At 66.8% G+C, this 22185-nt stretch carries 22 protein-coding genes; 15 read left to right on the plus strand and 7 right to left on the minus strand.

What is annotated here, in order from left to right; all coding sequences use genetic code 11:
- Positions 1 to 54: 54 nt before the first annotated feature.
- The 5 genes from ACQP2D_RS02855 to kstR all read right to left on the minus strand — a co-directional run bounded on the left by ACQP2D_RS02855 (position 55) and on the right by kstR (position 6618).
- Entirely contained in the window at positions 55 to 891 is an 837-nt protein-coding gene (locus tag ACQP2D_RS02855; protein WP_433685508.1) for a metal ABC transporter permease, read from the minus strand.
- A gap of 29 nt (positions 892 to 920) precedes the next feature.
- Complete coding sequence (locus tag ACQP2D_RS02860) at positions 921 to 1976, minus strand: metal ABC transporter ATP-binding protein (RefSeq protein WP_433682166.1); 1056 nt, start codon at positions 1974 to 1976, stop codon at positions 921 to 923.
- 94 nt (positions 1977 to 2070) lie between these two features.
- Positions 2071 to 2946: a metal ABC transporter solute-binding protein, Zn/Mn family gene (locus ACQP2D_RS02865; protein WP_433682167.1), complete on the minus strand. Its 876-nt coding sequence runs from the start codon at positions 2944 to 2946 to the stop codon at positions 2071 to 2073.
- Positions 2947 to 3136: 190 nt separating this feature from the next.
- Positions 3137 to 5707, minus strand: a complete 2571-nt coding sequence (otsB, locus tag ACQP2D_RS02870; protein ID WP_433682168.1) for a trehalose-phosphatase — start codon at positions 5705 to 5707, stop codon at positions 3137 to 3139.
- 248 nt (positions 5708 to 5955) lie between these two features.
- Positions 5956 to 6618: a cholesterol catabolism transcriptional regulator KstR gene (gene kstR / locus ACQP2D_RS02875; protein WP_433682169.1), complete on the minus strand. Its 663-nt coding sequence runs from the start codon at positions 6616 to 6618 to the stop codon at positions 5956 to 5958.
- Between the two features lie 119 nt (positions 6619 to 6737).
- Here kstR and ACQP2D_RS02880 point away from each other — a divergent pair, with 119 nt between their 5' ends.
- From ACQP2D_RS02880 to ACQP2D_RS02910, 7 genes are all read left to right on the plus strand, one after another.
- Complete coding sequence (locus tag ACQP2D_RS02880) at positions 6738 to 8909, plus strand: acyl-CoA dehydrogenase family protein (protein WP_433682170.1); 2172 nt, start codon at positions 6738 to 6740, stop codon at positions 8907 to 8909.
- 73 nt (positions 8910 to 8982) lie between these two features.
- On the plus strand, positions 8983 to 10047 hold the full coding sequence (locus ACQP2D_RS02885) for an acyl-CoA dehydrogenase family protein (RefSeq protein ID WP_433682171.1): 1065 nt from the start codon (positions 8983 to 8985) through the stop codon (positions 10045 to 10047).
- Positions 10032 to 11192 carry an acyl-CoA dehydrogenase family protein gene (locus ACQP2D_RS02890; protein WP_433682172.1) on the plus strand — a complete coding sequence of 387 codons (1161 nt, stop codon included), beginning with the start codon at positions 10032 to 10034 and terminating at the stop codon, positions 11190 to 11192. Before ACQP2D_RS02885 ends, ACQP2D_RS02890 begins: the two co-directional genes overlap by 16 nt.
- Before the next feature lie 10 nt (positions 11193 to 11202).
- The gene (locus ACQP2D_RS02895) at positions 11203 to 12168 is read left to right on the plus strand and encodes a bifunctional MaoC family dehydratase N-terminal/OB-fold nucleic acid binding domain-containing protein (protein WP_433682173.1); all 966 of its coding nucleotides are present in this window, start codon (positions 11203 to 11205) and stop codon (positions 12166 to 12168) included.
- A complete protein-coding gene (locus ACQP2D_RS02900; protein WP_433682174.1) occupies positions 12165 to 12575 on the plus strand; it encodes a MaoC family dehydratase in 411 nt (136 codons plus the stop codon). Before ACQP2D_RS02895 ends, ACQP2D_RS02900 begins: the two co-directional genes overlap by 4 nt.
- Complete coding sequence (locus ACQP2D_RS02905) at positions 12575 to 13762, plus strand: lipid-transfer protein (protein WP_433682175.1); 1188 nt, start codon at positions 12575 to 12577, stop codon at positions 13760 to 13762. The genes ACQP2D_RS02900 and ACQP2D_RS02905 overlap by 1 nt, the downstream gene beginning before the upstream one ends.
- 77 nt (positions 13763 to 13839) lie before the next feature.
- Positions 13840 to 14283, plus strand: a complete 444-nt coding sequence (locus tag ACQP2D_RS02910) for an NUDIX hydrolase (protein WP_433682176.1) — start codon at positions 13840 to 13842, stop codon at positions 14281 to 14283.
- On the opposite strand, the gene ACQP2D_RS02915 is transcribed toward ACQP2D_RS02910, so the two are convergent.
- Positions 14280 to 14858: a TetR/AcrR family transcriptional regulator gene (locus ACQP2D_RS02915; protein WP_433682177.1), complete on the minus strand. Its 579-nt coding sequence runs from the start codon at positions 14856 to 14858 to the stop codon at positions 14280 to 14282. The genes ACQP2D_RS02910 and ACQP2D_RS02915 overlap by 4 nt on opposite strands.
- 64 nt (positions 14859 to 14922) lie before the next feature.
- Here ACQP2D_RS02915 and zapE point away from each other — a divergent pair, with 64 nt between their 5' ends.
- The 8 genes from zapE to ACQP2D_RS02955 all read left to right on the plus strand — a co-directional run bounded on the left by zapE (position 14923) and on the right by ACQP2D_RS02955 (position 21198).
- The gene (gene zapE / locus ACQP2D_RS02920; RefSeq protein WP_433682178.1) at positions 14923 to 15897 is read left to right on the plus strand and encodes a cell division protein ZapE; all 975 of its coding nucleotides are present in this window, start codon (positions 14923 to 14925) and stop codon (positions 15895 to 15897) included.
- A 165-nt stretch (positions 15898 to 16062) separates the two neighbouring features.
- Positions 16063 to 16980 (plus strand): DUF4129 domain-containing protein, encoded by a 918-nt coding sequence (locus ACQP2D_RS02925; protein WP_433682179.1) that lies wholly within the window; start codon positions 16063 to 16065, stop codon positions 16978 to 16980.
- The gene (locus ACQP2D_RS02930) at positions 16977 to 17471 is read left to right on the plus strand and encodes a hypothetical protein (protein ID WP_433682180.1); all 495 of its coding nucleotides are present in this window, start codon (positions 16977 to 16979) and stop codon (positions 17469 to 17471) included. Before ACQP2D_RS02925 ends, ACQP2D_RS02930 begins: the two co-directional genes overlap by 4 nt.
- 197 nt (positions 17472 to 17668) lie before the next feature.
- The gene (locus ACQP2D_RS02935) at positions 17669 to 18631 is read left to right on the plus strand and encodes an AAA family ATPase (protein WP_433682181.1); all 963 of its coding nucleotides are present in this window, start codon (positions 17669 to 17671) and stop codon (positions 18629 to 18631) included.
- Between the two features lie 169 nt (positions 18632 to 18800).
- Positions 18801 to 20087 carry a DUF58 domain-containing protein gene (locus ACQP2D_RS02940; RefSeq protein WP_433685509.1) on the plus strand — a complete coding sequence of 429 codons (1287 nt, stop codon included), beginning with the start codon at positions 18801 to 18803 and terminating at the stop codon, positions 20085 to 20087.
- Positions 20084 to 20551 carry a hypothetical protein gene (locus ACQP2D_RS02945; protein WP_433682182.1) on the plus strand — a complete coding sequence of 156 codons (468 nt, stop codon included), beginning with the start codon at positions 20084 to 20086 and terminating at the stop codon, positions 20549 to 20551. The genes ACQP2D_RS02940 and ACQP2D_RS02945 overlap by 4 nt, the downstream gene beginning before the upstream one ends.
- A gap of 39 nt (positions 20552 to 20590) precedes the next feature.
- Positions 20591 to 20824: a DUF433 domain-containing protein gene (locus tag ACQP2D_RS02950; RefSeq protein WP_433682183.1), complete on the plus strand. Its 234-nt coding sequence runs from the start codon at positions 20591 to 20593 to the stop codon at positions 20822 to 20824.
- On the plus strand, positions 20821 to 21198 hold the full coding sequence (locus ACQP2D_RS02955) for a DUF5615 family PIN-like protein (protein WP_433682184.1): 378 nt from the start codon (positions 20821 to 20823) through the stop codon (positions 21196 to 21198). The genes ACQP2D_RS02950 and ACQP2D_RS02955 overlap by 4 nt, the downstream gene beginning before the upstream one ends.
- A gap of 21 nt (positions 21199 to 21219) precedes the next feature.
- On the opposite strand, the gene ACQP2D_RS02960 is transcribed toward ACQP2D_RS02955, so the two are convergent.
- Positions 21220 to 22086: a MaoC/PaaZ C-terminal domain-containing protein gene (locus ACQP2D_RS02960; RefSeq protein WP_433682185.1), complete on the minus strand. Its 867-nt coding sequence runs from the start codon at positions 22084 to 22086 to the stop codon at positions 21220 to 21222.
- Positions 22087 to 22185: the final 99 nt, after the last annotated feature.

Raw genomic sequence — 22185 nt, forward strand, 5'->3', positions numbered from 1 at the left:
GCCTTTCCCCCGGTGCCTCCGTGCGCGGAATCGGCTTCGGGTCCGCAAGCGGGGTCAGTGGGTGCGGGCGGCTCGGCGGCGGCGGGGGCCCAGGATTCGGCAGATCAGGTAGGTCAGGAAGGAGATGGTGGTGACGAAGGTGGAGACGGGGACGCCGGGGGCCAGGGATAGCAGGATGCCGCCCACTGCGGCGGTTTCGGCGAAGACGACCGCGAGCACGGTGGCGCGCACCGGATTCGCGGTCAGCTGTGCCGCTGCGGCGGCCGGGGTGATGAGCAGCGCGAGGACCAGCAAGGCCCCGACGATCTGCACGCCGAAGGCCGCGGTGACGCCGAGCATGACCGCGAAGACCACCGAGAGCGCTCGCACCGGAACCCCGCGTGCGACCGCGACTTCGGGATCCGAGCTCGCGAACAGCAGCGGCCGGTAGACCACCGCGAGCACGGCGAGCACCAGCACCGTGCAGGTCACCAGCAGGGCGAGTCCGCTGTAGCCGACGCTCACCACCTGACCGGTGAGCAGCGAGAATTTCGAACCGGCGCGTTCGGGGCCGAGCCACAGGAACAACACCGAGAGCCCGAGCCCGAACGAGAGCACCACCGCGATCACCGAATCGCGTTCTCTGGCTTTGGTTCCGAGCAGACCGAACAGCACCGCCGCCACCACCGAGCCGACGATCGCGCCCAGCCCGACGCCGATTCCGGCGAGCAATGCGGCCGCCGCGCCGGTCAGCGACAGTTCGCTGGTGCCGTGCACCGCGAACGACATCTGCCTGCTGATGATCAATGGACCGATCACCCCGGCCAGCAGGCCGAGCAGCGCGGCCGCGAGCACCGCCTGCTGTACGAACGAGTAGGAGAGCAGGTTCGCGGTGGTGGAGAAGTCGAACATCTTCGAAATGACGTCCGATAGCTTGTCGATCACGAACGAACCCCACTCGGCTTCGGCGTCGTTTCGGAGACCGGCCACCCATGAGAATCCGGCTGCGCGTCGGCAACCGACGGCGTGTCGGCAACCGGGTGCGTGTTGGGGACCGGCTGTGCGTCGGCAACTGGGCGCGCGTCGGTAGTTGGGTGGGCGACGGCGACTGGTCCGGGATCGGAGAGGGTTGCGCCGTGGCAGTGTTGGGCTCCGGCGGTGCCGAGGGCGTCCATGGTGTCGCCGGTGCCGACTACGACCAGTCTGCCGCGTACTCGGAGGACGTCGACCTCGGTTCGATAGAGCTCCGACAGGACGGCCGAGGTCATCACCTCGTCGGGGGTGCCGATGCGGAACTTTCCGTCGACCAGGTACAGGACCCGATCCACCAGCGGCAGAATCGGATTGATCTCGTGTGTCACGAAAAGCACCGCGGTGTTGTGGGTTCGCCGACGCCGATCGATCAGCTCGGATACCAGTCGTTGATTCGCCAGGTCGAGGCTGAGTAGTGGTTCATCGCAGAGCAGCACCTTGGGATCGCCGACGAGCGCCTGTGCCACGCGCAGCCGCTGCTGTTCGCCACCGGACATGGATTCCAATGGCGCATAGGCGAATTTCTCCGCGCCGACATCGGCGATGGCGGCGCGTACTTTGCGCTTGCGCTCGGCGCGGCGGCGCAGTCCGAGGCCCCAGTTGTGCCCGTCGACACCGAGCCCGACCAGGTCGACCCCGCGCAATTGGACACCGGCGTCGATCGTCTTCTGTTGCGGCACATAGCCGATATCGGGATTGCCCGCGCGTGCCGGTCCGCCCGCGATAACGGCGCTGCCCGAGCTGAGCGCGAGCTGTCCGAGCAGCACCTTCAGCAGCGAGGTTTTGCCGGATCCATTCGGCCCGAGAATCGCGACGAATTCACCGGGCGCCACCTCGAGATCCAGTCCCTGCCAGAGTGTGCGTTCGCCGAATGCCAGGCTGGCGGCGTCGAGATGGACGACGGGGCGGGTATCCGACGGCTGCTGCTCGGTGGTCGGCGCGACTTCGATGGACCCATCGGTCACCCGGCTTCCCATCGAATCGCTGCGCGATGCTCGCCCACTTATCACCCGGCCACCGCCCCTCATCGAATCGCTGCGCGATGCTTTCATAACGCGGTCAGGCCAGCGCCGCGGCCAGCGCCTGGGCGTTCTTGGTCTGCCACTGAATGTAATCCATACCGGCAGGCAGGGTTTCGGTCACCTCGACGATGGGTAGCCCGTTCGACTGCGCGAGCGAGCGCAGGTCCTTGGTGATCTTGTCCTCGGTCTGGATGTTGTAGATCAGCGCGCGAACCTTCTTGCCGGTCAGCAGATCCCGCGTGGCGGCGACGGCGGCGGGGGCGGGATCGGTCTCCTGCTCGATCGCCTCCTGGAACTCGTGCGGGGTCAGATCCTCGGTTCCGGCGGCGACCAGCAGGTAGTGCGCCAGCGGTTCGGTCTGCAGCACCGGGGTTTTCGGATGCTCGCCGGCGATCTTGCCGGAGACCGCGCTGATCGCGCTCAGCTGGGTCTTGAACGCGGCGGCGCGCTCGGTGTAGGCGGCGGCGTGCGCGGAGTCGATTTCGCCGAGAGCGCTCGCGATCCGATCGGCGACCGTGCTCACCGTGCGCGGGTCGAAGAAGACATGTTCGTTCTCATCGCTCTTATCGGTGCGGGATTCGAACGCGTCGACGGCGCGCTTGCCCTGGATCGCCTTCTCGATGAACTGGTCGTAGCCGCCGCCATTGAATACGACCAGGTCGGCATCGCTGATCTTGGCCGACTCCACGGCCGAGGTCTCATGCGAATGCGGATCGGCGGCGGGATCGGTGATCAGCGAGGTCACCGCGGCATCCGGGCCCGCGATGGTGGTGGCGATATTGCCCCAGACGCTGGTGGACGCGACGATATTCGGCTTATCCGAATCCTTCGAGCTTCCGCATGCGGTGAGTGTCAGCGCGGTGGCCACCCCCACGGCGATACCGGCGAATCCGAGGGCAATTCGTGTGCTCACGCGCGGGGTACTCCTGGCAATGCGGCAGATCTGAGAGTGCTCTAGATCATAATGGAAATCGTTACCATTTGAACTGTAGCAGGAGGTCCCGCCCAGCACGAGCCGGTGTTCGCGGCATCACTTCGGCGCCGGATATGGGCTGGGCCCGCGAACCGATGGTTCGCGGGCCCGGATCTACGCCACCGTCGCGTCAGACGAGCGCTTCCACCGGCTTGCCGAGCAGCTGTGCGCAGCGCAGCAGGCCGAGATGGCTGTAGGCCTGTGGATGGTTGCCGAGTGAGCGCTCGGCGACCGGGTCGTACTCCTCGCTGAGCAGACCGGTCGGTCCGGCGACATCGATCAGCTGCGCGAACAGTGCCTCGGCATCCGAGCGCTTGCCGATCAGCAGATACGCCTCGACCAGCCAGGCCGCACACAGGTGGAATCCGCCCTCGCCGCCGGGCAGGCCGTCGTCGTGGTGGTACCGGTACACGGTCGAGCCGCTGCGCAGCTCCGCCTCGGTGGCCACCACCGTCGCCGCGAAGCGCGGGTCCGACGGCTCGATCAGGCCGCTGAGGCCGATGTGCAGGGTGGCCGCGTCCAGATCGGTGCCGTCGTAGGCCGCGGTGTAGGACTGGACCTCGTCGTTCCAGCCCTTGGTCTTCACCTCGTCGGCGATGGTCTCGCGCAATGCGGCCCAGGCCGGATCGATCTGGCGCTCGAAGCGCTGCGCCAGCGTGATCGCCCGGTCCACGGTGAGCCAGCCCATTACCTTTGAGTACACATGGTGGCGCGGGTTGCCGCGGATCTCCCAGATGCCGTGGTCGGGTTCCTGCCAGCGCCGCTGCACCGCGGAGACCATGGCGTGCACGAGTTCCCAGTCGGCATCCGGCAGCGCCTTGGCCGGATCGGTCAGGCCCTTCGCCTCGCGGCCGTGCGCCAGCGATGCGATCAGATCGACGATCGGACCGAAGACGTCCAGCTGCACCTGCATATTCGCGGCGTTGCCGACGCGGACCGGGCGCGAACCCGCATAACCGGGCAGCTGATCGATCGATGCCTCGGGCGGCAGCGTCTCGCCGTAGAGCGTGTACAGGGGGTGCAGACGCTCCGGACCGGGCAGCGTTTCCAGCACCCGGTGCACCCAGCCGAGGAATTCCTCGGCCTCGGTCAGTGAGCCGAGCGAAACCAGCGCCTGCGCGGTCAGCGAGGCATCGCGTAGCCAGCAGTAGCGGTAGTCCCAGTTGCGCACGCCGCCGATGTCCTCCGGCAGCGAGGTGGTGGCCGCGGCCAGGATCGAACCCGACGGCGCGTGCACGAGGCCGCGCAGGGTGAGTGCCGAGCGCTTCATCAGATCCGGCTTCAGTGGCGGCAGTTGCAGTTTCGCCGCCCACTTCGACCAGTAGTCCTCGGAATCCTTGCGCCGATCCGCCTCACTGCTCATGGCGGGCGCGAGATCATGTGTACCGCAGCGCATTTCCAGCACGATCGGGCCGCGTGACGGATCGACGACGGCGCGCGCCGAGCTGTGCATACCGTCGGACTGGATCTCCCAGTGCACGCCGGGCGAGCGCAGCACCATCGGATCATTGGTGCCGACCACGCGCAGGCCGGTCGGCTCGCATTCGATGCTCACCGGCACCTGGCCGAATTCCGGTCGGGGCGCGAAGGTTACGACGGCCTTGGCATCGCCGGTGATCACCCGGGTCAGGTCGGTGCGGTTCGGTGCCACGTCGTGCGGCAGATAGTCCACCACTTGTAGGCTGGCCCAACGAGTTTCGACGGTCATGGTGCCGTCGATATAGCGCTGGGACAGCGGCAGGCCCGGCCGTTCCGGTTCGATGGTGAAGTGGCCCGCCTGTGGGCCGCCGAGCAGATGGGCGAAGACCGCGGCCGAATCCGGTTCCGGATGGCAGAACCAGGTGACGGTCGCGTCGGGGGTCAGCAGCGCCACCGAGCGCGGACTGGACAGCATGCTCAGCCGCTCGATGCGCGGCGCGCTGGCACCGGCCAGCCAGGTACGTCGTTCCTCCAGCAGGAAGGCCAGTGCCCAGGAGACGGCCTCGGTGCTGTCCACCCGGTATTTGGCCAGGCTCTCGCCATCGCCGACCTTGATGCCGACATCGGGGCCGGAAAGCATGCGGAAGGCCTTTTCATCAGTGACGTCATCACCGAAGAACACCGCGGCCGATGCGCCCTCCTGATGCCGGACGGTATCGAGCGCGACGCCCTTATCCGTCTGGATCACCGCGAGTTCGATAACCGATTTCCCCTCGGTCACCTGTACGCCGACCCAGCAGGACGGGCCCTGCCGGACCGCCTTCAGCGCGCGCAATCCGATTTCCGGACTCGCATTGCGCACGTGCAACGCGACACTGGCCGGTTTGATCTCGACGCTGGCACCGGGATTCTCCGCGGCGATCTGTGACAGACTCGTCTGCACTTCCACCAGCAATTGTTTGGCGTCGTTGTCGATGGCGTGCACGAAACCGACATCGAATTCCGAGCCATGACTACCGATCAGTTGCACCTCGACCGGTAGACGCGACAATGCGGCGAGATCCCGCAGTGCACGGCCGGAGATCACGGCGGCGGTCGTCCCGGTGAGACCGGCGAGCGCTCGTAGCGCGCTCACCGATTCTCGGTGTGGAAAGGCCTTCGCCGGATCGGACACGATGGGCGCAATCGTCCCGTCGTAGTCCGATGCGACCAAAAGCCGTGGCACGCGCGCGACCGTCGACAGTGCACGGCGAAGTTCCAGTGGCAGATCCTGTGCGCTCACGCATCCAACCTAGTGATCGGAGGAGTTTTTTCAGGGGCACGCGTGACAATACTGTGTTGAATTTGCCGCACCGAAGCGCGCCGTCATGCGTGCGCAGTATTGCGTTAACGCAATGGTCGCCCACCGTGCCCGCGCGCCGCCATGCGTACGGCGCGATGAGCAGTGGATGTGACCGAAATTACGACGCGCGCAGCGGCCTCCGATACCGAATTTGCTCGGTCTGCGCTGGTGGTCGAGCTGGGTGGTTGCTACTTGGCGCCGTTTTCGCCGAGCAGCAGATCGACGGTCAGCTCGAGGCGTTCGGTGACATCGGTCGCCGATGCCCGTCTGGTCAACCAGGCCACCAGATTCGACAGCCAGACGTCGCTGATGACGCGCGCGATGGCCAGCTGGCGTTCGGTGGGTTCGCCGTCGTTCATGGCACGGGCGAAAACGCGATCCATGACCTTGCCGACCCGATCGACCTCAGCGGCCGCCGACGCGTCGGCGAACATGAATGCGCGGGTCATCGCCTCGGTGAGCAATGGATCGCGCTGCATCATCCGGGTGATCTGGGTCAGCAAAAGGTGCATGCGCTCATTCGGCGTCTGTCCGGCAAGCGGCTTGCGTTTGCCCTCGATCTGCTCGAATTCCCGCGACAGCGCGGAGACCAGCAAATGCACCTTGGACGGGAAATACCGGTAGAGCGTCCCGACCGCGACATCGGCGCGTTCGGCCACCGCGCGCATCTGCACGGCGTCGTAACCGCCCTTGGAGGCCAGTGCGAGGGTCGCGTCCAGAATTCGCTTACGCCGCTCCCGCTGCGCGGCTGAGCTCAGTTCGTCTTCGCTGAGCGTCGTGACCGTCGCGTTGGCCGACGCTCGCCCCGCCGAATTCGAATCGGCTGGCTGCGATCGGGAGGGACTGGCCATGGATTGAGAGTCCTTTCGCATTCCGGCAACGGGCCTCGGTCGTCTCTTGACTTCCGCCCAGCTAGGATATTAGAACATGTTCTAGGTGTGGGAGTCACGCCGGAAAGGCGGTACGGACTGTGACCATCGCCACCACTGACGAGCATAAAGCCGGTCAGGAGTCGATGCGCGGATGGGCTGGATCGGTGCGTCCAATTGCAACAATGCGGGACGATCCGGCGGACTTCTGGCGCGCCTATTGGCCCGGACTGGCCGACTTCGGGATATTCCGGGTCGCGGTCGCCGAGGCGGCCGGCGGCCATGGCGGATCGGTCGCCGACCTCGCGGTATTGGTCGAACAGGCGGCACACGACCTGGTCGGCGGGCCGGTGCTGTCCACCGCATTGGCGAATCTGGTCACCGCTGGCGCCCTCGCCGAGGATATGCCGTGTGGTGTCGCGCTCGACTTCGTTGTCGGACCGGTAGTGAGCGTACCGACCGCATCCGGTGAGCTGTTGCTCACGGGTATCTGGGATTCGGTGCTCGGTGCCGCGCCGGGTACCTCGGTGCTGTTGCCGGTGCGAACGCCGGAAGGGTTGCGCTGGTGTGTAATCGGGCCCGATGCCGACGGTCTGCGCATCGAGGCGCTGGCACCGGCTGACTCGAGTACGCCACTGGCGCGTGTGCACTGTGCCGAGGTGCGGGTGCCGACGGAGCGGGTGTTCGAGTCGCCGCACGCGGTGGAAGATCTACTCGCGGTGCTGGTTTCGGCCGAACTCGCCGGTGTGGCGGGATGGTGTCTGGAGACCGCGGTCGAATATGCCAAGGTGCGTGAGCAATTCGGGCGCAAGATCGGGTCTTTCCAAGCGCTCAAACACATTTGCGCCTGGATGCTGTGCCGCACCGAGCTGATCCGCTCCGTCGCTGCCGATGCCGCGGCCGCCGTCGACGAGGGCGGTGCGGAGCTGCCGATCGCGGCCGCGATCGCCGCCGCGATTTCCCTGGACGCCGCGGTGGAGACCGCCAAGGACTGCATTCAGGTGCTCGGCGGCATCGGCTTCACCTGGGAGCACGACGCGCACTTCTACCTGCGCCGGGCCACCGCATTGCGGCAGTTGCTCGGCGGATCGGCGCGGTGGCGGGCCCGGGTCACCGAGCTGACCCGCGCCGGTCAGCGCCGGACCACCGGTGCGGATCGGATCTTCGCCTCCGCTGCGCAAGCGACGGCCTCTGAGGCGGTCGCCGGGCGTGACAGCGGCGTGCACGAACTGGCCGCCGAGGTGGCCGCGATCGCGGCACTGCCGGTCGGCGAGCAGCGCAATGCGCTGGTCGAGGCCGGACTCGTCATGCCGCACTGGCCGGCACCGTACGGCCGTGGCGCGAATCCCATGACGGGCCTGGTGATTTCGGAGGAACTGCGCCGCGCGGGTGTGGAGTCACCGGATCTGGCGATCGGCGGCTGGGCGATCCCGACGCTGCTGCAGCACGGCACCCAGGAGCAAATCGATCGGTTTGCGTTTCCGACGCTGCGCGGTGAAGTGATCTGGTGTCAGCTGTTCAGCGAGCCGGAGGCCGGTTCGGATCTGGCGGCGCTGCGGACCACCGCCAAGCAGGTCGACGGCGGCTGGGTGCTGCGCGGACAGAAGGTGTGGACGTCGCTGGGCGACCGGGCGAACTGGGCGATCTGCCTGGCTCGCACCGATCCCGACGCACCGAAGCATCGCGGTATCAGCTATTTCCTTGTCGATATGCGCAGCGCGGGGCTCGAGGTGCGCCCGCTGGTGCAGATCACCGGTGAGGCGCGGTTCAGCGAGGTCTTCCTCGACGACGTCTTCGTGCCGGACGACTGTGTGGTCGGCGCGCTGAACAACGGCTGGAAGATCGCCCGCTCCACCCTGTCGACCGAACGCGTCGCCATGGGCGGCAATGGGATCGGGCCGGTGCTCGAGGAACTCATCGCCAAACTGCCCGCCACCGGGCCGGGTGCGGAGCTTGTGAACGATCGGCTCGGCGGTTTCGTCGCCGATGCCATCGCTGGACTGCTGCTGGAACAGCGCGCCGCGGTGCGGATGCTCGCGGGCGGTGATCCGGGAGCGCAGAGCAGTGTGCGCAAGCTCGTCGGTGTCCGGCATCGCCAGGCGGTTGCCGAATTCGCGGTGGAGACGGCGGGGGCAATCGGTGCGCAGGACTCCGAGGTGCTCAAAGAGTTCCTGCTCACCCGCTGTCTATCGATTGCGGGTGGTACCGAGCAGATCTTGCTGACCGTGGCCGGTGAGCGAATTCTCGGACTGCCCCGCGACGCGGACGGCTAGTCGACGAGGTCGGTTGCCAGAAGATCGCCCCTCATGGAAGCGCGGAGCGATACTGAACTTAATTGGAGTAAGCGTGGACTTCACCCGGGACGAGGGCCAGGACGCCGTGGCCGAGGTTGTAGTGAGTTTGCTGGAGCGTGAACCGGCACGCGATATCGAGCTCTGGCCGAGTCTGATCGAGACCGGCCTGCTCTCGCTCGCGCTGCCGGAGCGGTTCGGCGGTGACGGCATGGGCCTGCCGGAGGTCTCGGTGCTGCTGACCGAACTGGCAACCGATGCGGTGGCGGTGCCCGCCCTGCCGACCCTCGGCTTCGGGCTGCTGCCGTTGCTGGCGGTCCTGCCGGACAGCGTCGCCGAGCGGGTCTATCCGGAGGTCGCCAAGGGTGCGGTGCTCACCGCGGCCGTCAGCGAGCCCGCGAATCCCTTCGTCGTCAAACCCGAGACCACGGCCGTCTCCAATGGCGACACCGTGCGCATCACCGGTCACAAGGTGGCTGTGCCGTATGCGGAGCAGGCGCGCTGGCTGCTGATTCCGACGAATTCCGGTATCGCACTGGTGGATTCGGATGCGGCCGGGTTGACCCTGACACCGACGCCGGTATCCGGTGGGATCCCCGAATGCACGGTGCGACTCGACCAGGTCGAGATTCCGGCCGAGCAGCTGCTGCCCGGCGGCATTGCCGAACTGCACCGCATGGCCGTCGCTTCGATCGGCGCAACCGCCGACGGACTGCTGAAGGGTGCGCTGGTGCTCACCGCCGAACATCTGCGGACCCGCCACCAGTTCAACCGGCCGCTCGCGGAATTCCAAGCCGTCGCCCAGCAGATCGCCGATGTCTACGTCGTCTCGCGAACCCTGCATGCCGTCGCCGTCTCGGCGAACTGGGCACTGGCACAGGACGATTCGACGCCAGCGCATCAAGAGCGCATCGACGACGACCTCGATGTGCTCGCCTACACCGTGGCCTCGGAACTGCCCGCCGCCATGCAGAAATGCCATCACCTGCACGGTGGTCTCGGGGTCGACGTGACCCATCCGATGCATCGCTACTACTCACAGGCCAAGGACATCGCCCGCTGGCTCGGCGGCGAATCCCTGCGCCTCGACCGATTGGGGGCCAGATGCTCATCGATCTGACCGCGGAGCAGCGCCGGCTACGCGACGAATTGCGTTCCTACTTCGCCGATCTCGTGACTCCCGAGGAGGAGGCCGAGATGGCGGTCAACCGCCACGGCGACGCCTACCGCGCGGTGGTGCGCCGGATGGGCGCGGACGGTTGGCTCGGGGTCGGCTGGCCGAAGGAATACGGCGGCCAGGGCTTCGGTCCGATGGAACAGCAGATCTTCTTCAATGAGGCGGTGCGCGCGGATGTTCCGCTACCGCTGGTCACCCTGCTGACGGTCGGACCGACGCTGCAGAGCTTCGGCACCGATGCGCAGAAGGCGAAGTTCCTGCCCGGAATCCTCTCCGGCGATATCCATTTCGCGATCGGCTACTCCGAGCCGGAGGCGGGCACCGACCTGGCATCGCTGCGCACGAGTGCGGTGCGCGACGAGTCCGGCGACTGGATCGTCAACGGGCAGAAGATCTTCACGACCGGCGCGCACGAGGCCGACTACATCTGGTTGGCCTGCCGCACCGGATCGGTCGAATCGCGGCACCGCGGCATCACGATCCTGATCGTGGACACCACCGATCCCGGCTATTCCTGGACGCCGATCATTACCTGCGATGGGGCGCACCACACCAACGCGACCTACTTCGACAATGTGCGCGTACCCGCCGACATGCTGGTCGGCGAGGAGAACAGGGGCTGGCGGCTGATCACCACCCAGCTCAATCACGAGCGGGTGAGCCTGGGTCCGTCCGGCAAGATCGAACAGCTCTACGACCGCGTGCGCGAGTGGGCGCAGCCGCGCGGCGTGCTCGCCCGAAATGACGTACGCCGTTCGCTCGGGCGCATCCACGCCATGGTCCGGCTGAACGAATTGCTGAACTGGCAGGTGGCGGCGACCGTCGACGGCGACCAGGCCAGCGTGATCGCGGACGCCTCGGCCACCAAGGTGTACTCGACCGAATCGCTGCAGGAGGCGGGTCGACTCGCCGAGGAGATCGTCGGCCACTACGGCGATCCGGCCGATCCCGCCACCGCCGAACTGCTGACCTGGCTGGACCGCAGGACCAAGCAGAACCTGGTGGTGACCTTCGGCGGCGGCGTCAATGAGGTGATGCGCGAACTGGTCGCCTCGTCCGGTCTGAAACTGCCTCGGGTACCACGATGAATCCCGCGAGATGGACTACAGCAAGGAGCCGCGCGTGCCGGAAACCCTGACTCCGGAAGCGATTACCGCCGCCGCAGAGAAGATCATCGCGGCGGGGGATTGCGCGCCACGCCGCGGGCGTGACCCGGTGAACCAGCCGATGATCAACAACTGGGTGGAGGCGCTCGGGGACAAAAACCCGATCTACGTCGACGAAGCGGTCGCCCGCGCGGCCGGACATCCCGGCACCGTGGCGCCGCCCGCCATGATCCAGGTCTGGACCATGCTCGGGCTCAACGGTTCTCGTGCCGCGGACGATCCCACGAACCAGGTCATCGAGCTGCTGGACAGCGCGGGCTTCACCTCGGTGGTCGCGACCGACTGCCAGCAGACCTACCACCGATACCTGAATGTCGGTGAGCAAGTGTCGGTTACCAGTCGACTGTGCGATATCCGCGGCCCGAAGCGGACCGCGCTCGGCGAAGGGTGGTTCGTCAGCTTCGAGATCACTTGGCGGGTGGGCGACGAGGTAGTCGCCGAAATGCTCTGGCGGCTACTGAAATTCGCACCTGGCACCGGTACCGCCGCCGCGAAAGCGCCCGTAGGTGAACGGGTCGAGCCGCTGGTGTCCTGGGATACCGAATTCTTCTGGGAGGGTACGAAAGCCGGTGAGCTACGGATCCAGCGGCTGCCGGACGGCACGTTGCGGCATCCGCCGATCCCGGCGCTGTGGCAGGACAAATCCGAGCAGACCGACTACGTCGTCGCCTCGGGGCGCGGTGCAGTCTTCAGCTACGTCGTGCATCACGCGCCGAAAGTGCCTGGGCGGCACCTGCCGTTCGTCGTCGCGCTTGTCGAATTGGAGGAGGGCGTGCGCATGCTCGGTGAACTGCGCGGCATCGACCCGGCCGATGTGAAGATCGGCCTTCCGGTAGAGGTCGAGTTCGAGGAGCTCGACGATGCGGCCGTACTGCCGGTCTGGCGGGTGATCGCATGACCTACGTCGAACCCGCCGCCGTGCAGGTCGGGACCGCACTGCCCGAGCTGGTCATTCACGCCGATCCGACCTTCGTGATCAGTACGGCCCTGGCCACCAGGGACTTTCAGGATGTGCACCACGACAGGGACAAGGCCGTCGCCCGCGGTTCCAAGGACATCTTCGTCAATATCCTCACCGATACCGGGCTGGTGCAGCGCTTCGTGACCGACTGGGCCGGACCGCGTGCCATCGTCAAATCGATCGCGCTGCGCTTGGGCGTACCGCTGTATGCCGGTGACACCCTGACGCTCTCGGGCACTGTCGCCGCCATCGAGGGCGATGACATCCACATCGATGTCGTCGGACGCGACAGCCTCGGTGACCACATCACGGCGAAAGCCGTTATCGCCCTGCGGAGGCCATGATGACCGCTGACAACACCACTGGGATCTCCGGCCGCGCCGCCATCGTCGGCATCGGCGCCACCGACTTTTCCAAGGACTCCGGCCGCAGCGAACTGCGGTTGGCCGCCGAGGCGGTCACCGCGGCGCTGGCCGACGCGGGTCTGACACCCGCCGATGTGGACGGCCTGACCACCTTCACCATGGATACCAACACCCAGGCGGCGGTCGCGCGCGCCGTTGGCATCCCGCAGCTGAAGTTCTTCAGCCACATCGGCTATGGCGGCGGCGCGGCCTGTGCCACCATCCAGCAGGCGGCCATGGCGGTCGCCACCGGTGTCGCCGATGTGGTCGTCGCCTACCGCGCCTTCAATGAGCGGTCGGTATCGCGCTTCGGTCAGTTCTCCACCGCGTTGGCCACCGCGCCGACCTCCTCGGGTATCGATGCGGGCTGGTCCTATCCACAGGGCCTGGGAACTCCGGCGGCCCAGGTGGCGATGGTCGCCAGGCGCTATATGCACGTCTACGGCGCGACCAGTGCGGACTTCGGCCGGGTTGCCGTCGCCGATCGCAAACACGCCGCGGTGAATCCGGCTGCCTTCTTCTATGGCAAGCCGATCACCCTCGAGGAACACCAGAATTCCCGCTGGATCGCCGAACCGCTGCATCTGCTCGACTGCTGTCAGGAGTCCGACGGCGGCGTCGCGATCGTGGTCACCAGTGTCGAGCGCGCCCGCGATCTCCCGCAGCGCCCGGCCGTGATCTCCGCCGCCGCCCAGGGGTCCGGTGCCGACCAGTACGTGATGACGAGCTACTACCGCGACGCCCTCACCGGACTGCCGGAAATGGGGCTGGTCGGCGACCAGCTCTGGGCCCAGAGCGGTTTGCGCCCAGACGATATGCAGGCCGCCATCCTCTACGACCACTTCACCCCGTTCGTGCTCATGCAGTTGGAGGAGCTCGGCTTCTGCGGCCGCGGTGAGGCGAAGGATTTCATCGCCGACGGTGCCATCGAAGTCGGCGGGCGGCTGCCTTTGAACACCCATGGCGGACAGCTCGGCGAGGCGTATATCCACGGGATGAACGGGATCGCCGAGGCCGTGCGCCAGATTCGGGGTACTTCGGTGAATCCCGTTGCGGGCTTGGAGAACATCCTGGTTACCGCGGGTACGGGTGTGCCGACCTCGGGGTTGGTGCTGAGCGCCAACTGAGTCCGATCGGGCGCCGACCGGGTTCATTCGGGTATACCGGTGGATCGGTAGATGGCAGCGGCGCCGAGAGGAGGCTTATGACCGATCGACACCTTGTCGACGTGCATATTCTGCTCGTTCGTGGCCGGGAGGTGCTGCTCAGCAGGCGGCGCAGTGCCGACGAGTTCGATGGGCTGTGGCATCTGCCCGCCGGAAAGCTGGAAGCGGGGGAGTCGGCCACCGCCGGTGCGGTGCGGGAGGCCTATGAGGAGGTCGGGGTCGTTATCGACCCGGCGGATCTGCGGCATGTGCATACCGCCCATGTGGTCGGCTCCGGGCGCGAGGCCCGGCTCGGGGTGTTCTTCGAGGCGCTGCGCTGGCGCGGCGAGCCGGTCAACCGGGAGCCGGACAAGAGCTATGAGCTGCAGTGGTTTTCGCTGGACGCGCTGCCCGTGGACTCGATCATCGGGTATCCCGCGGCGGGGTTGCGTGGCTACCTCAGTGGGGCTACCTACAGCGAGCGCGGCTGGCCGCAACGCTAACCGTCGAGGTGGCGCAACAGCAGCCCCGTGAGTTGATCAACGCTCTCGGCGGTGCCTGCGGGGAGGTGGGCGCGCGCTCCCGCGAAGCGATCGAAGACGGCCCCCTCGAGGACCGCGATGAAGTCGGCGGCGGCACTGCTGGGATCGGGGAAGTGCAGGGCGCGGAACAGGTCTCGGGCTCGAATGGTCGAGAACAGGCTGTGCGCGAGTCGATCGTGCAGTTCGGGATCGGCGTGGAGGTCGATGATGAGCGCGTGTCGGACGATCAGGTGATTGCGTCGTTCGACGAGCAATCGATCGAGCCATATCGCGATGGCGCGGGCGATGTGGGTCGCGTCGGCGGCTTCGGATGATTCGAGCTCGGCGGCGGTGAAATCGTCGCGGGAGCGGGTGGTGATCCGGTCCGCGATCGCCTCGATGAGTGCCCGTTTGGTGCGGAAGTAATAGGAGGCCGATCCGGCGGGCAGTTCGAGCGCGGTATCGAGGGCGCGGTGGGTGAGTGCTCGAATGCCCTGGGTGGCAATGAGGTCGATGGCGGCATCGACGATCAGTGTGTGCCGGTCGGTTGTGGACATCGTCACCTTCTGTGGCGTCCGTCTGAATTGATCCTCTACAACTGTAGAGGATCAGGAGGATGCCATGCAGGACAACATCACATTGGATGCCGATCAGCTCCGGGCGCGGGCGCGGCTGCTGGCACTGCTCGACCGGCGCGGCCATCCGGTAAAGCGGCATCGCGGCACCTACCTGCACGGCCGACCGGGCCGCGGCAAAACCATGCTGATGGACGAGTTCTTCGCGCGCGTCGGATCGAATCGCAAGCGCCGCTTCCACTTCCACGAGTTCTTCGCCGAATTGCACATCGCGGCACATGAGTCGGGCTCCATCGACAAGGCCATCGACACCTTGCTCGGCAATGCCGAACTGGTCTGCTTCGACGAATTCCACGTGCACGATATCGGCGACGCGATGCTGATCGCCCGAATGCTCGACACGCTCTTCGCCCGCCACATCGTGCTGGTGGTGACCTCGAATTATCCACCGGATCAACTGCTGCCCAACCCGCTGTTCCATGATCGTTTCCTGCCGACGATCGCGCGCATCGTCGCGCATCTGGACGTCGTCTCGGTCGATGGTCCACTCGACTACCGCAGGCGCGGCGGCGCGGATACCGCCTTCGCGGCCGGGCGCTATCTCGTCTGCGATGCGGACCACCCGGCGGATCCGGTCCTCCGGGAGGCGGATCCGGGCGTCGATATTCACGTCGGCACCCGCACGATCCGGGCCCGCGCGATCGACGACGCCGCGCTCGTCATCGACTTCACCGCCCTGTGCGGCACCGCTACCGCCGCCTCGGACTACGTCGAGTTGGCGCGACGATTTCAACGGTGGACCCTGTGCGACGTTCCACCCCTGCGCGAGGTCCCACCCGACTGGGCCATGCGCTTCGTCAACCTGATCGACGTGCTCTACGACGCGGATCGCGAACTCACCCTCACCGCCCGTGCGCCGATATCGGACCTGGTCACCGATGTCCCCGGCATCCCCGATATCGCACGGACCGAAAGCCGTCTCGGCGAACTCCACCAGCCCGAATCCGTCGCGATCGGCTAGCACCGTACACGATCGAAGTGGCGCTATTGTCGATAAAGAGGAGGCGATTCTAAGTATTCGATTCCATCCCGAGCCGACCACTCGGCATGTAACTATGTGCCTGTTCAGAGCTGTACTCAGATGTGGTGGTAGCAGGTGGTTAGGGCGGGAGCGCCGATAACGCGCGTGATCGTGCTGATCACGCTGCTGGCGTGTGCCGCGATCGCGCTGCGCGGCCACATTCCCGGGGCGCAGGCCTCCGGTGACCACCGCACAGTGCCATCGGCCATCTCGGTGGTGTTGATGCCGGTGCTGCTCACCGTATCGATGGTGATCCTGATCGCCGGGGTGATCGCCAGTCAGCACCGGCTGCCGCTGGCCATGCCGGAGGTGGATCGCGATTCCGAGCGCGGAAACGGACGTCTCGGCCGGGTCGGCCTGCTGGTCCTGGCCGCCCTGGCGGGGGTTTCCCTGATCGTCGCGGCCGCGTCGGCGGTCTTCTTCGTCGGTTTCGGGCGTGAGGGCGAGCCGGCGCCGGCGTCGGCGCCACGGAATGGCTCGCGCAGCACCACCGGGGAGGTCGTCACCACGGCGCCGACACCCGATGCTGCGCCGACCCCGCATCTAGGCGGCACGGCGATGCTGGTGGCCACCATCGCCGCGGTCGCGCTGGTCGGTGCGGCACTGGCCGGGGTGATCGCGGTCGCGATGGCGGGCCAGCGCAAGCCGCGTCCGGCCGCGCCCCCGCTGCCCACGGCCGCGCCGACGGTAGCGGGTTCACTGGCCCGAGCGGCCGAGATGGGCCTGGCCGCCATGAACGCGCCCGGCCAGGATCCGCGCGAGGCCATCATCGCCTGTTACGTCGCGATGGAACGCGGCCTGTCCTTCGATCGCGCGGCCGCGCCACTGGCCTCTGATACCCCGATGGAAGTGCTGGCCCGCGCCTTCGAACGCGGCGCACTGCACGACGCGTCCGCCAGGGAACTGGTCGCGCTGTTCGAGGAGGCCAGATTCAGTCCGCATTCGATGCTGGAGTGGCAGCGGATGCGGGCCGAACAGCTGCTGCGCATCGTTCTGGCGGATCTGCAGGGGGAGATGGTATGAATCGCGCGATCGTATTCGGCGCGCTGATCATCATCGTGCTGATCGAGTTGATCACCCTCGGCAGGGCGCGTGGCGCATTGCTGATCGCCGCCGGAATTCCGGTGGCGCTGGTCATGATTCAGCTGATCTGGTCGCTGTCGACCAGGTCCGGCCCGAAGGCCGATGCGGAGCAGGACTACATCGAGAACGGCCCCGCGGAAATGCTGCGGCACTGGCATGCCAGGGCGGAAATGCTGGCCGATCGCGCGGACGGCACCAGAGCCGACTGGGATCGGCACCTGCGTCCACTGCTGGCCAAGGAGTTCGAGTTGTCCACCGGACTGCGGGTCGCCAAGAACCGCAAGGCGACCGAGGCCGCCGGGATACTGCAGTTCGGTCCGGAATTATGGCTCTGGGTCGATCCGGCCAACTCGGCACTGCGGGATCAGACGACGCCCGCACCCGGGCGCGCGGCACTGGACGAAATCCTGCGCCGTCTGCAGAGAATGTAAGTGCCCCGGCATGAGCGGTCAGGCCCGGAGGAGGCAGCGTGCGTAACCATGGAGGGCCCCGATCATGCCCCATCGAACACGGCATGAGCGGTCAGGCCCGCAGCAGGCAGTCAGCGTGCGCAGCCACGTAGGTCCCCGATCAAGCCCAAGTGAATACGGCCGAAAGAGAATGGGTTGAGGCAAGTGCGAGTAGACAAATGACGATGCCGATGGACGCGACCATCCAGCGCAGCGAGGCGGTACTGCGGGAATTGTCCCGAGTGATCGTCGGCAAGCGAGATGAGTTGCAGCTGATCATGATCGCCGTGCTCTCCGGCGGTCACATCTTGATCGAGGACCTGCCCGGCCTCGGCAAGACGCTCATCGCCAGGTCCTTCGCCGCCGCGCTCGGCCTGGACTTCACCCGCGTGCAGTTCACGCCCGACCTGTTGCCCGCCGACCTGCTCGGCTCCACCATCTACGACATGTCATCGGGCCGGTTCAATTTCCGGCGCGGTCCGGTGTTCACCAATGTGCTGCTGGCCGACGAGATCAACCGCACGCCGCCGAAGACGCAGGCCGCGCTGCTCGAGGCAATGGCCGAGGGCCAGGTCAGCATCGATGGGGAAACCTTCCCGCTGCCGCAGCCCTTCATCGTGCTCGCCACCGACAACCCGATCGAGTACGAGGGCACCTACCCGCTGCCCGAAGCCCAGTTGGACCGGTTCGCGATGCAGCTGCGGCTGGGATATCTGTCGGAGAACGACGAACGGCAGATGATCCGCCGCCGCCTCGAGCGGGGTTCGGCGACACCGCAGGTGGTCCAGGTCGTGGATGCGAACGGACTACTGGAGATGCGGCAGTCGGTCGAGTTCGTCACGGTGCATCCCGATGTGGTCAGCTATGTGGTCGCGCTGGCGAGTGCGACGCGCGGACATCCGCAGGTCGAGGTGGGCGCGAGCCCGCGCGCCGAACTCGATCTGGTGCAGATGTCGCGGGCCCGCGCGCTGCTGCTCGGGCGCGACTATGTGATTCCGGAAGATGTCAAGGCGCTGGCCGTTCCGGCCATGGCGCACCGGATCACCCTGCGACCCGAGATGTGGGTGCGCCGGATCCGCGGCGAGGACGTGATCACCGAATTGCTGCGCCGTCTGCCGGTTCCGCGCGCATCGGTGACCTGATGCGGGGCAGAACATGACCCAGCCAAGTGTTTCCCAGCCGGACGCGACAGAGTCGGGCGGGATGCAGCCGGGAGCGCCGCAGTCCGGCGGGATCGAGCCGGGCGCCGTTATTCAGGGGATCGCGGCGGCCCGGGCCTATGACGCGCGACGGCCGAGCCGCGACGAGCCGATGGCCGGCGGGGCGCGACACCGGGATGTCAGCACTTCGGTCGAGGCCGAATTGCGCTGGCGCCCGGCCCCATTGGTGTTCATGCTGGCGGTGGCCGCGGCCGTCGCGCTGGTGCTCGCGGTGGTGCTCGGCCGCTGGCAGCTGGTCGTATTCGCGGCCCCGCTGCTCGGTGTGCTCGCCACCGCGCCATGGCAGCAGTCGACGACCCGGATCCTTGTCGACGGCGGCGGCACGCTGCGCTGCTTCGAGACCGAGGAGATCGTGACGACGATCGCCGCCTTCGTAGAATCGGGCCATGCACTGCTGCGGCTGACTCCGGAGAAGTCCGCCGGCCTCGGAATCGAAATCGAGGAGGCGATCGATTCCGGGACGGCACCCGCCGGGCTGCGGCTGGCCTTGACGGCGGACCGCTGGGGTCGCTATCCGCTATCGGTCCGGGTCTCCGCGCTCAGCCCGGCGGGGCTGTCCGTCGCGACCGCCGTGCTGCCGGCAGGTCAGCTCTTCGTCTATCCGATCACCGATCCGCAGCGAATGAAGTTGCCGCGCACCGAACTTCCCGAACGGCTCGGCACCCACCTCACCCGCAAGCACGGTCCGGGCGTCGAGTACGCCGATATCCGCGCCTACGCGCCCGGAGATCAGCTGCGGATCGTGAACTGGCCGGTCAGCGCCCGGCGCGGGCGACTGTACGTCACCGAGCGGCTCACCAACCGATCCGCGGATGTGGTTGTGCTCGTCGACACTTCGCAGCAGGCAGCGGGCCCGGCGACCGACTCCCTCGAGCTATCGGTGCGCGGTGCGGCGCAGGTGGTGCAATCGACATTGCAGGCGGGGGATCGCACCGCGGTCGTCTGCCTCGGTCAGTCCCCCCGCTGGCTGCGCCCCGATATCGGGCGGCGTCAGTTCTATCGGATCGTGGACACCGTCCTCGATGTCGGCGATGAGCACATTCCGACCACCGGCACCCTCGCCCCACACGCCGCCGTCCCACTCGGCGCCATCATCGTCGCCTTCTCCACCCTCCTCGACACCCAATTCGCCCTGGCCCTGATCGACCTGCGCAAACGCGGCCATGTCGTCGTGGTCGTCGATGTATTGCGCGGCACCCCCTTCCAGGAAGAGCTCGACCCAACCCTCGCCAGAATGTGGAGTCTGGAGCGCGCCTCGATGTATCGAGATATGGGCACCGTCGGCGTCGACATCGTCGCCTGGACCGAAGACGCCCGCCTGGACCAGGTAATGCGCCTGATCCCCGACCACCGCCGAACCGTACGGGTACACCGATGATCCGATTCCTCGCCATCCTCTCCGGCGTCCTCCTGGTCACCTCGGTAACCCTGATGACCCCCTGGGCAGGCATCCCCGCAGTCCTACTCGTAGTAGCAGGCTGGTGGTTCCGCCTCCCCGCCGTCGCCGCGGTACTGCTGGCAATCGGCGTACTGGCCGCCGCCGACACCGGCGTACTGGCTGCAGCGGCAACCGGATTGGTGGCCACCGCCTACCTCCTGAACACCGCCACCGTCTCCGCCCCGGTAGGCGTAGTCCCGACAACGGTGCCCTCGGTAGCCGGCGCGGTAGCCTTCGCCACCGTCGCCGTCTGCGCCGCGTTGCTCCCCCTACGCCTGGCCTGGGTCCCAGTCGCCGCGCCGATCCTGGTGATCCTCCTGTACGCCATGGTGATCCAGGGGGTCGCCCAACGGCGCAGACGTAATGGGGCAGAAGCACAACAGCCGGTCAGCCTGCCTCGATGAGCAAGCTGTCAGGGCACCCGTATAGGTAGAGTGGTTCGCATGTCCCGACTGGAACGGATCACCTCCGACCCTGCCGTCTGCCACGGTAAGCCGGTGGTGCGTGGCCTCCGGTATCCCGTCGAGATGCTCCTCGAGTTGCTGGCAGCAGGCATGAGCATCGACGACATTCTCGCGGACTATCCCGACCTCGAAGGTGACGACGTGCTGGCGGCGCTCGAGTACGCTGCGATCGTGACCGCCCAGCAGACGACGATACCTTTCAACGCGGCGTGAAGTTCCTCGTCGACGCCCAGCTGCCTCGGCGCTTGGCCATGTTTCTGGCGGCGGCGGGGCACGATATCGTGCACACATCTCAACTCGAGCAAGGAAACCGCACGGCCGATGACGACATCGCGAAACTTGCGGATCGTGAGAACCGTGTGGTCGTCAGCAAAGATCGCGACTTCTGGGTCGGCCATGTGCTCTACGGGTGTCCGTCCAGGTTGTTGATCGTTTCGACGGGCAATATCACCAACAATGCCCTGCTGCAGATCTTTGCCGAGCACATGGACGACATTGTCGGGCTTCTTGCCGAGAACTCAGTCGTAGAGCTGGGCCGCGATCGGTTGATTGCACACGCCGATCGCGACCCGGACAGTCGCGCCTGACGTTCCGGTCTCGCGCGGGGCTCAGGCGGGCTGGAAGCGCAGGGTGACGTCGCCGAGAACCGGAGCGTCATCGCGCTCGACCGCCGTTGCGGCAATGGTCAATTCGCCATCCCCGCGCCAGATTCGGGTGCGGATGGTTTCGCCGGGGTACAGCACGCCTGCGAAGCGGGCGCGGAAGCCGGTTACGCGGGTCGCGTCGGAATCGAGGACGGTGTCGGTGGCGGTTTTGCAGACGATGCCGTAGGTGCAGAGGCCGTGGAGGATGGGGTTGGGGAAGCCTGCTGCGTGGGCGAATTCGGGGTCCGAGTGCAGGGGGTTGCGGTCGCCGCACATGCGGTAGAGCAGGGCCTGCTGGGGGAGGGTTGGGGTGGTGACGTCGAAATCCGGGATGCGGGTGGGGAGTTCGGTCTTCGTGCTCGGGCCGCGTTCGCCGCCGAAGCCGCCCTCGCCCTTGGCGAAGATGGATGAGCGGGCGGTCCAGAGGGGTTCGCCGTCGGAGCCGGTGACGGTGTGCTCCTGTACGACAACGGCGGCGGAGCCTTTATCCCACAGTTCGGTAATGCGTCCGGTGCTGGTGGCCTTGCCGGAGGCCGGAATCGGGCGGTGCACCTCGACCTCTTGGTGGCCGTGCACCACCTTCGCGAGATCGATATCGATGCCCGGGAACTTGACCTTCGGGGGTTCGGTGTCGTGGAAGGTGGCCGCGACGGTGGCGAAAGTCGGCAGCACCTGTGGGGTGCGGTCGTCGAGGTAACGCAGTTCGGCCGCATCGGTCCAGCGCGTGCCCGCTCCGAGTCCCAGCTGGTACAGCTGCACATCCGACGGCGTCCAGGCGAACTCCCGGCTGGGCAGTTCCGCGCCGAGGGCGATTTTCGGATCGATGGGCATCGAGTTCTCCTTGTGAATGCTTGTGGACAGATTCCGCTGCCCGGTGCGGCCGGGTCCTGGTCGGATGCGGTCCGGCGAGGTGGCCTGCGGTTCGTCGCT

The sequence above is a fragment of the Nocardia sp. CA-119907 genome (assembly GCF_050955995.1).
Classification (GTDB): domain Bacteria; phylum Actinomycetota; class Actinomycetes; order Mycobacteriales; family Mycobacteriaceae; genus Nocardia.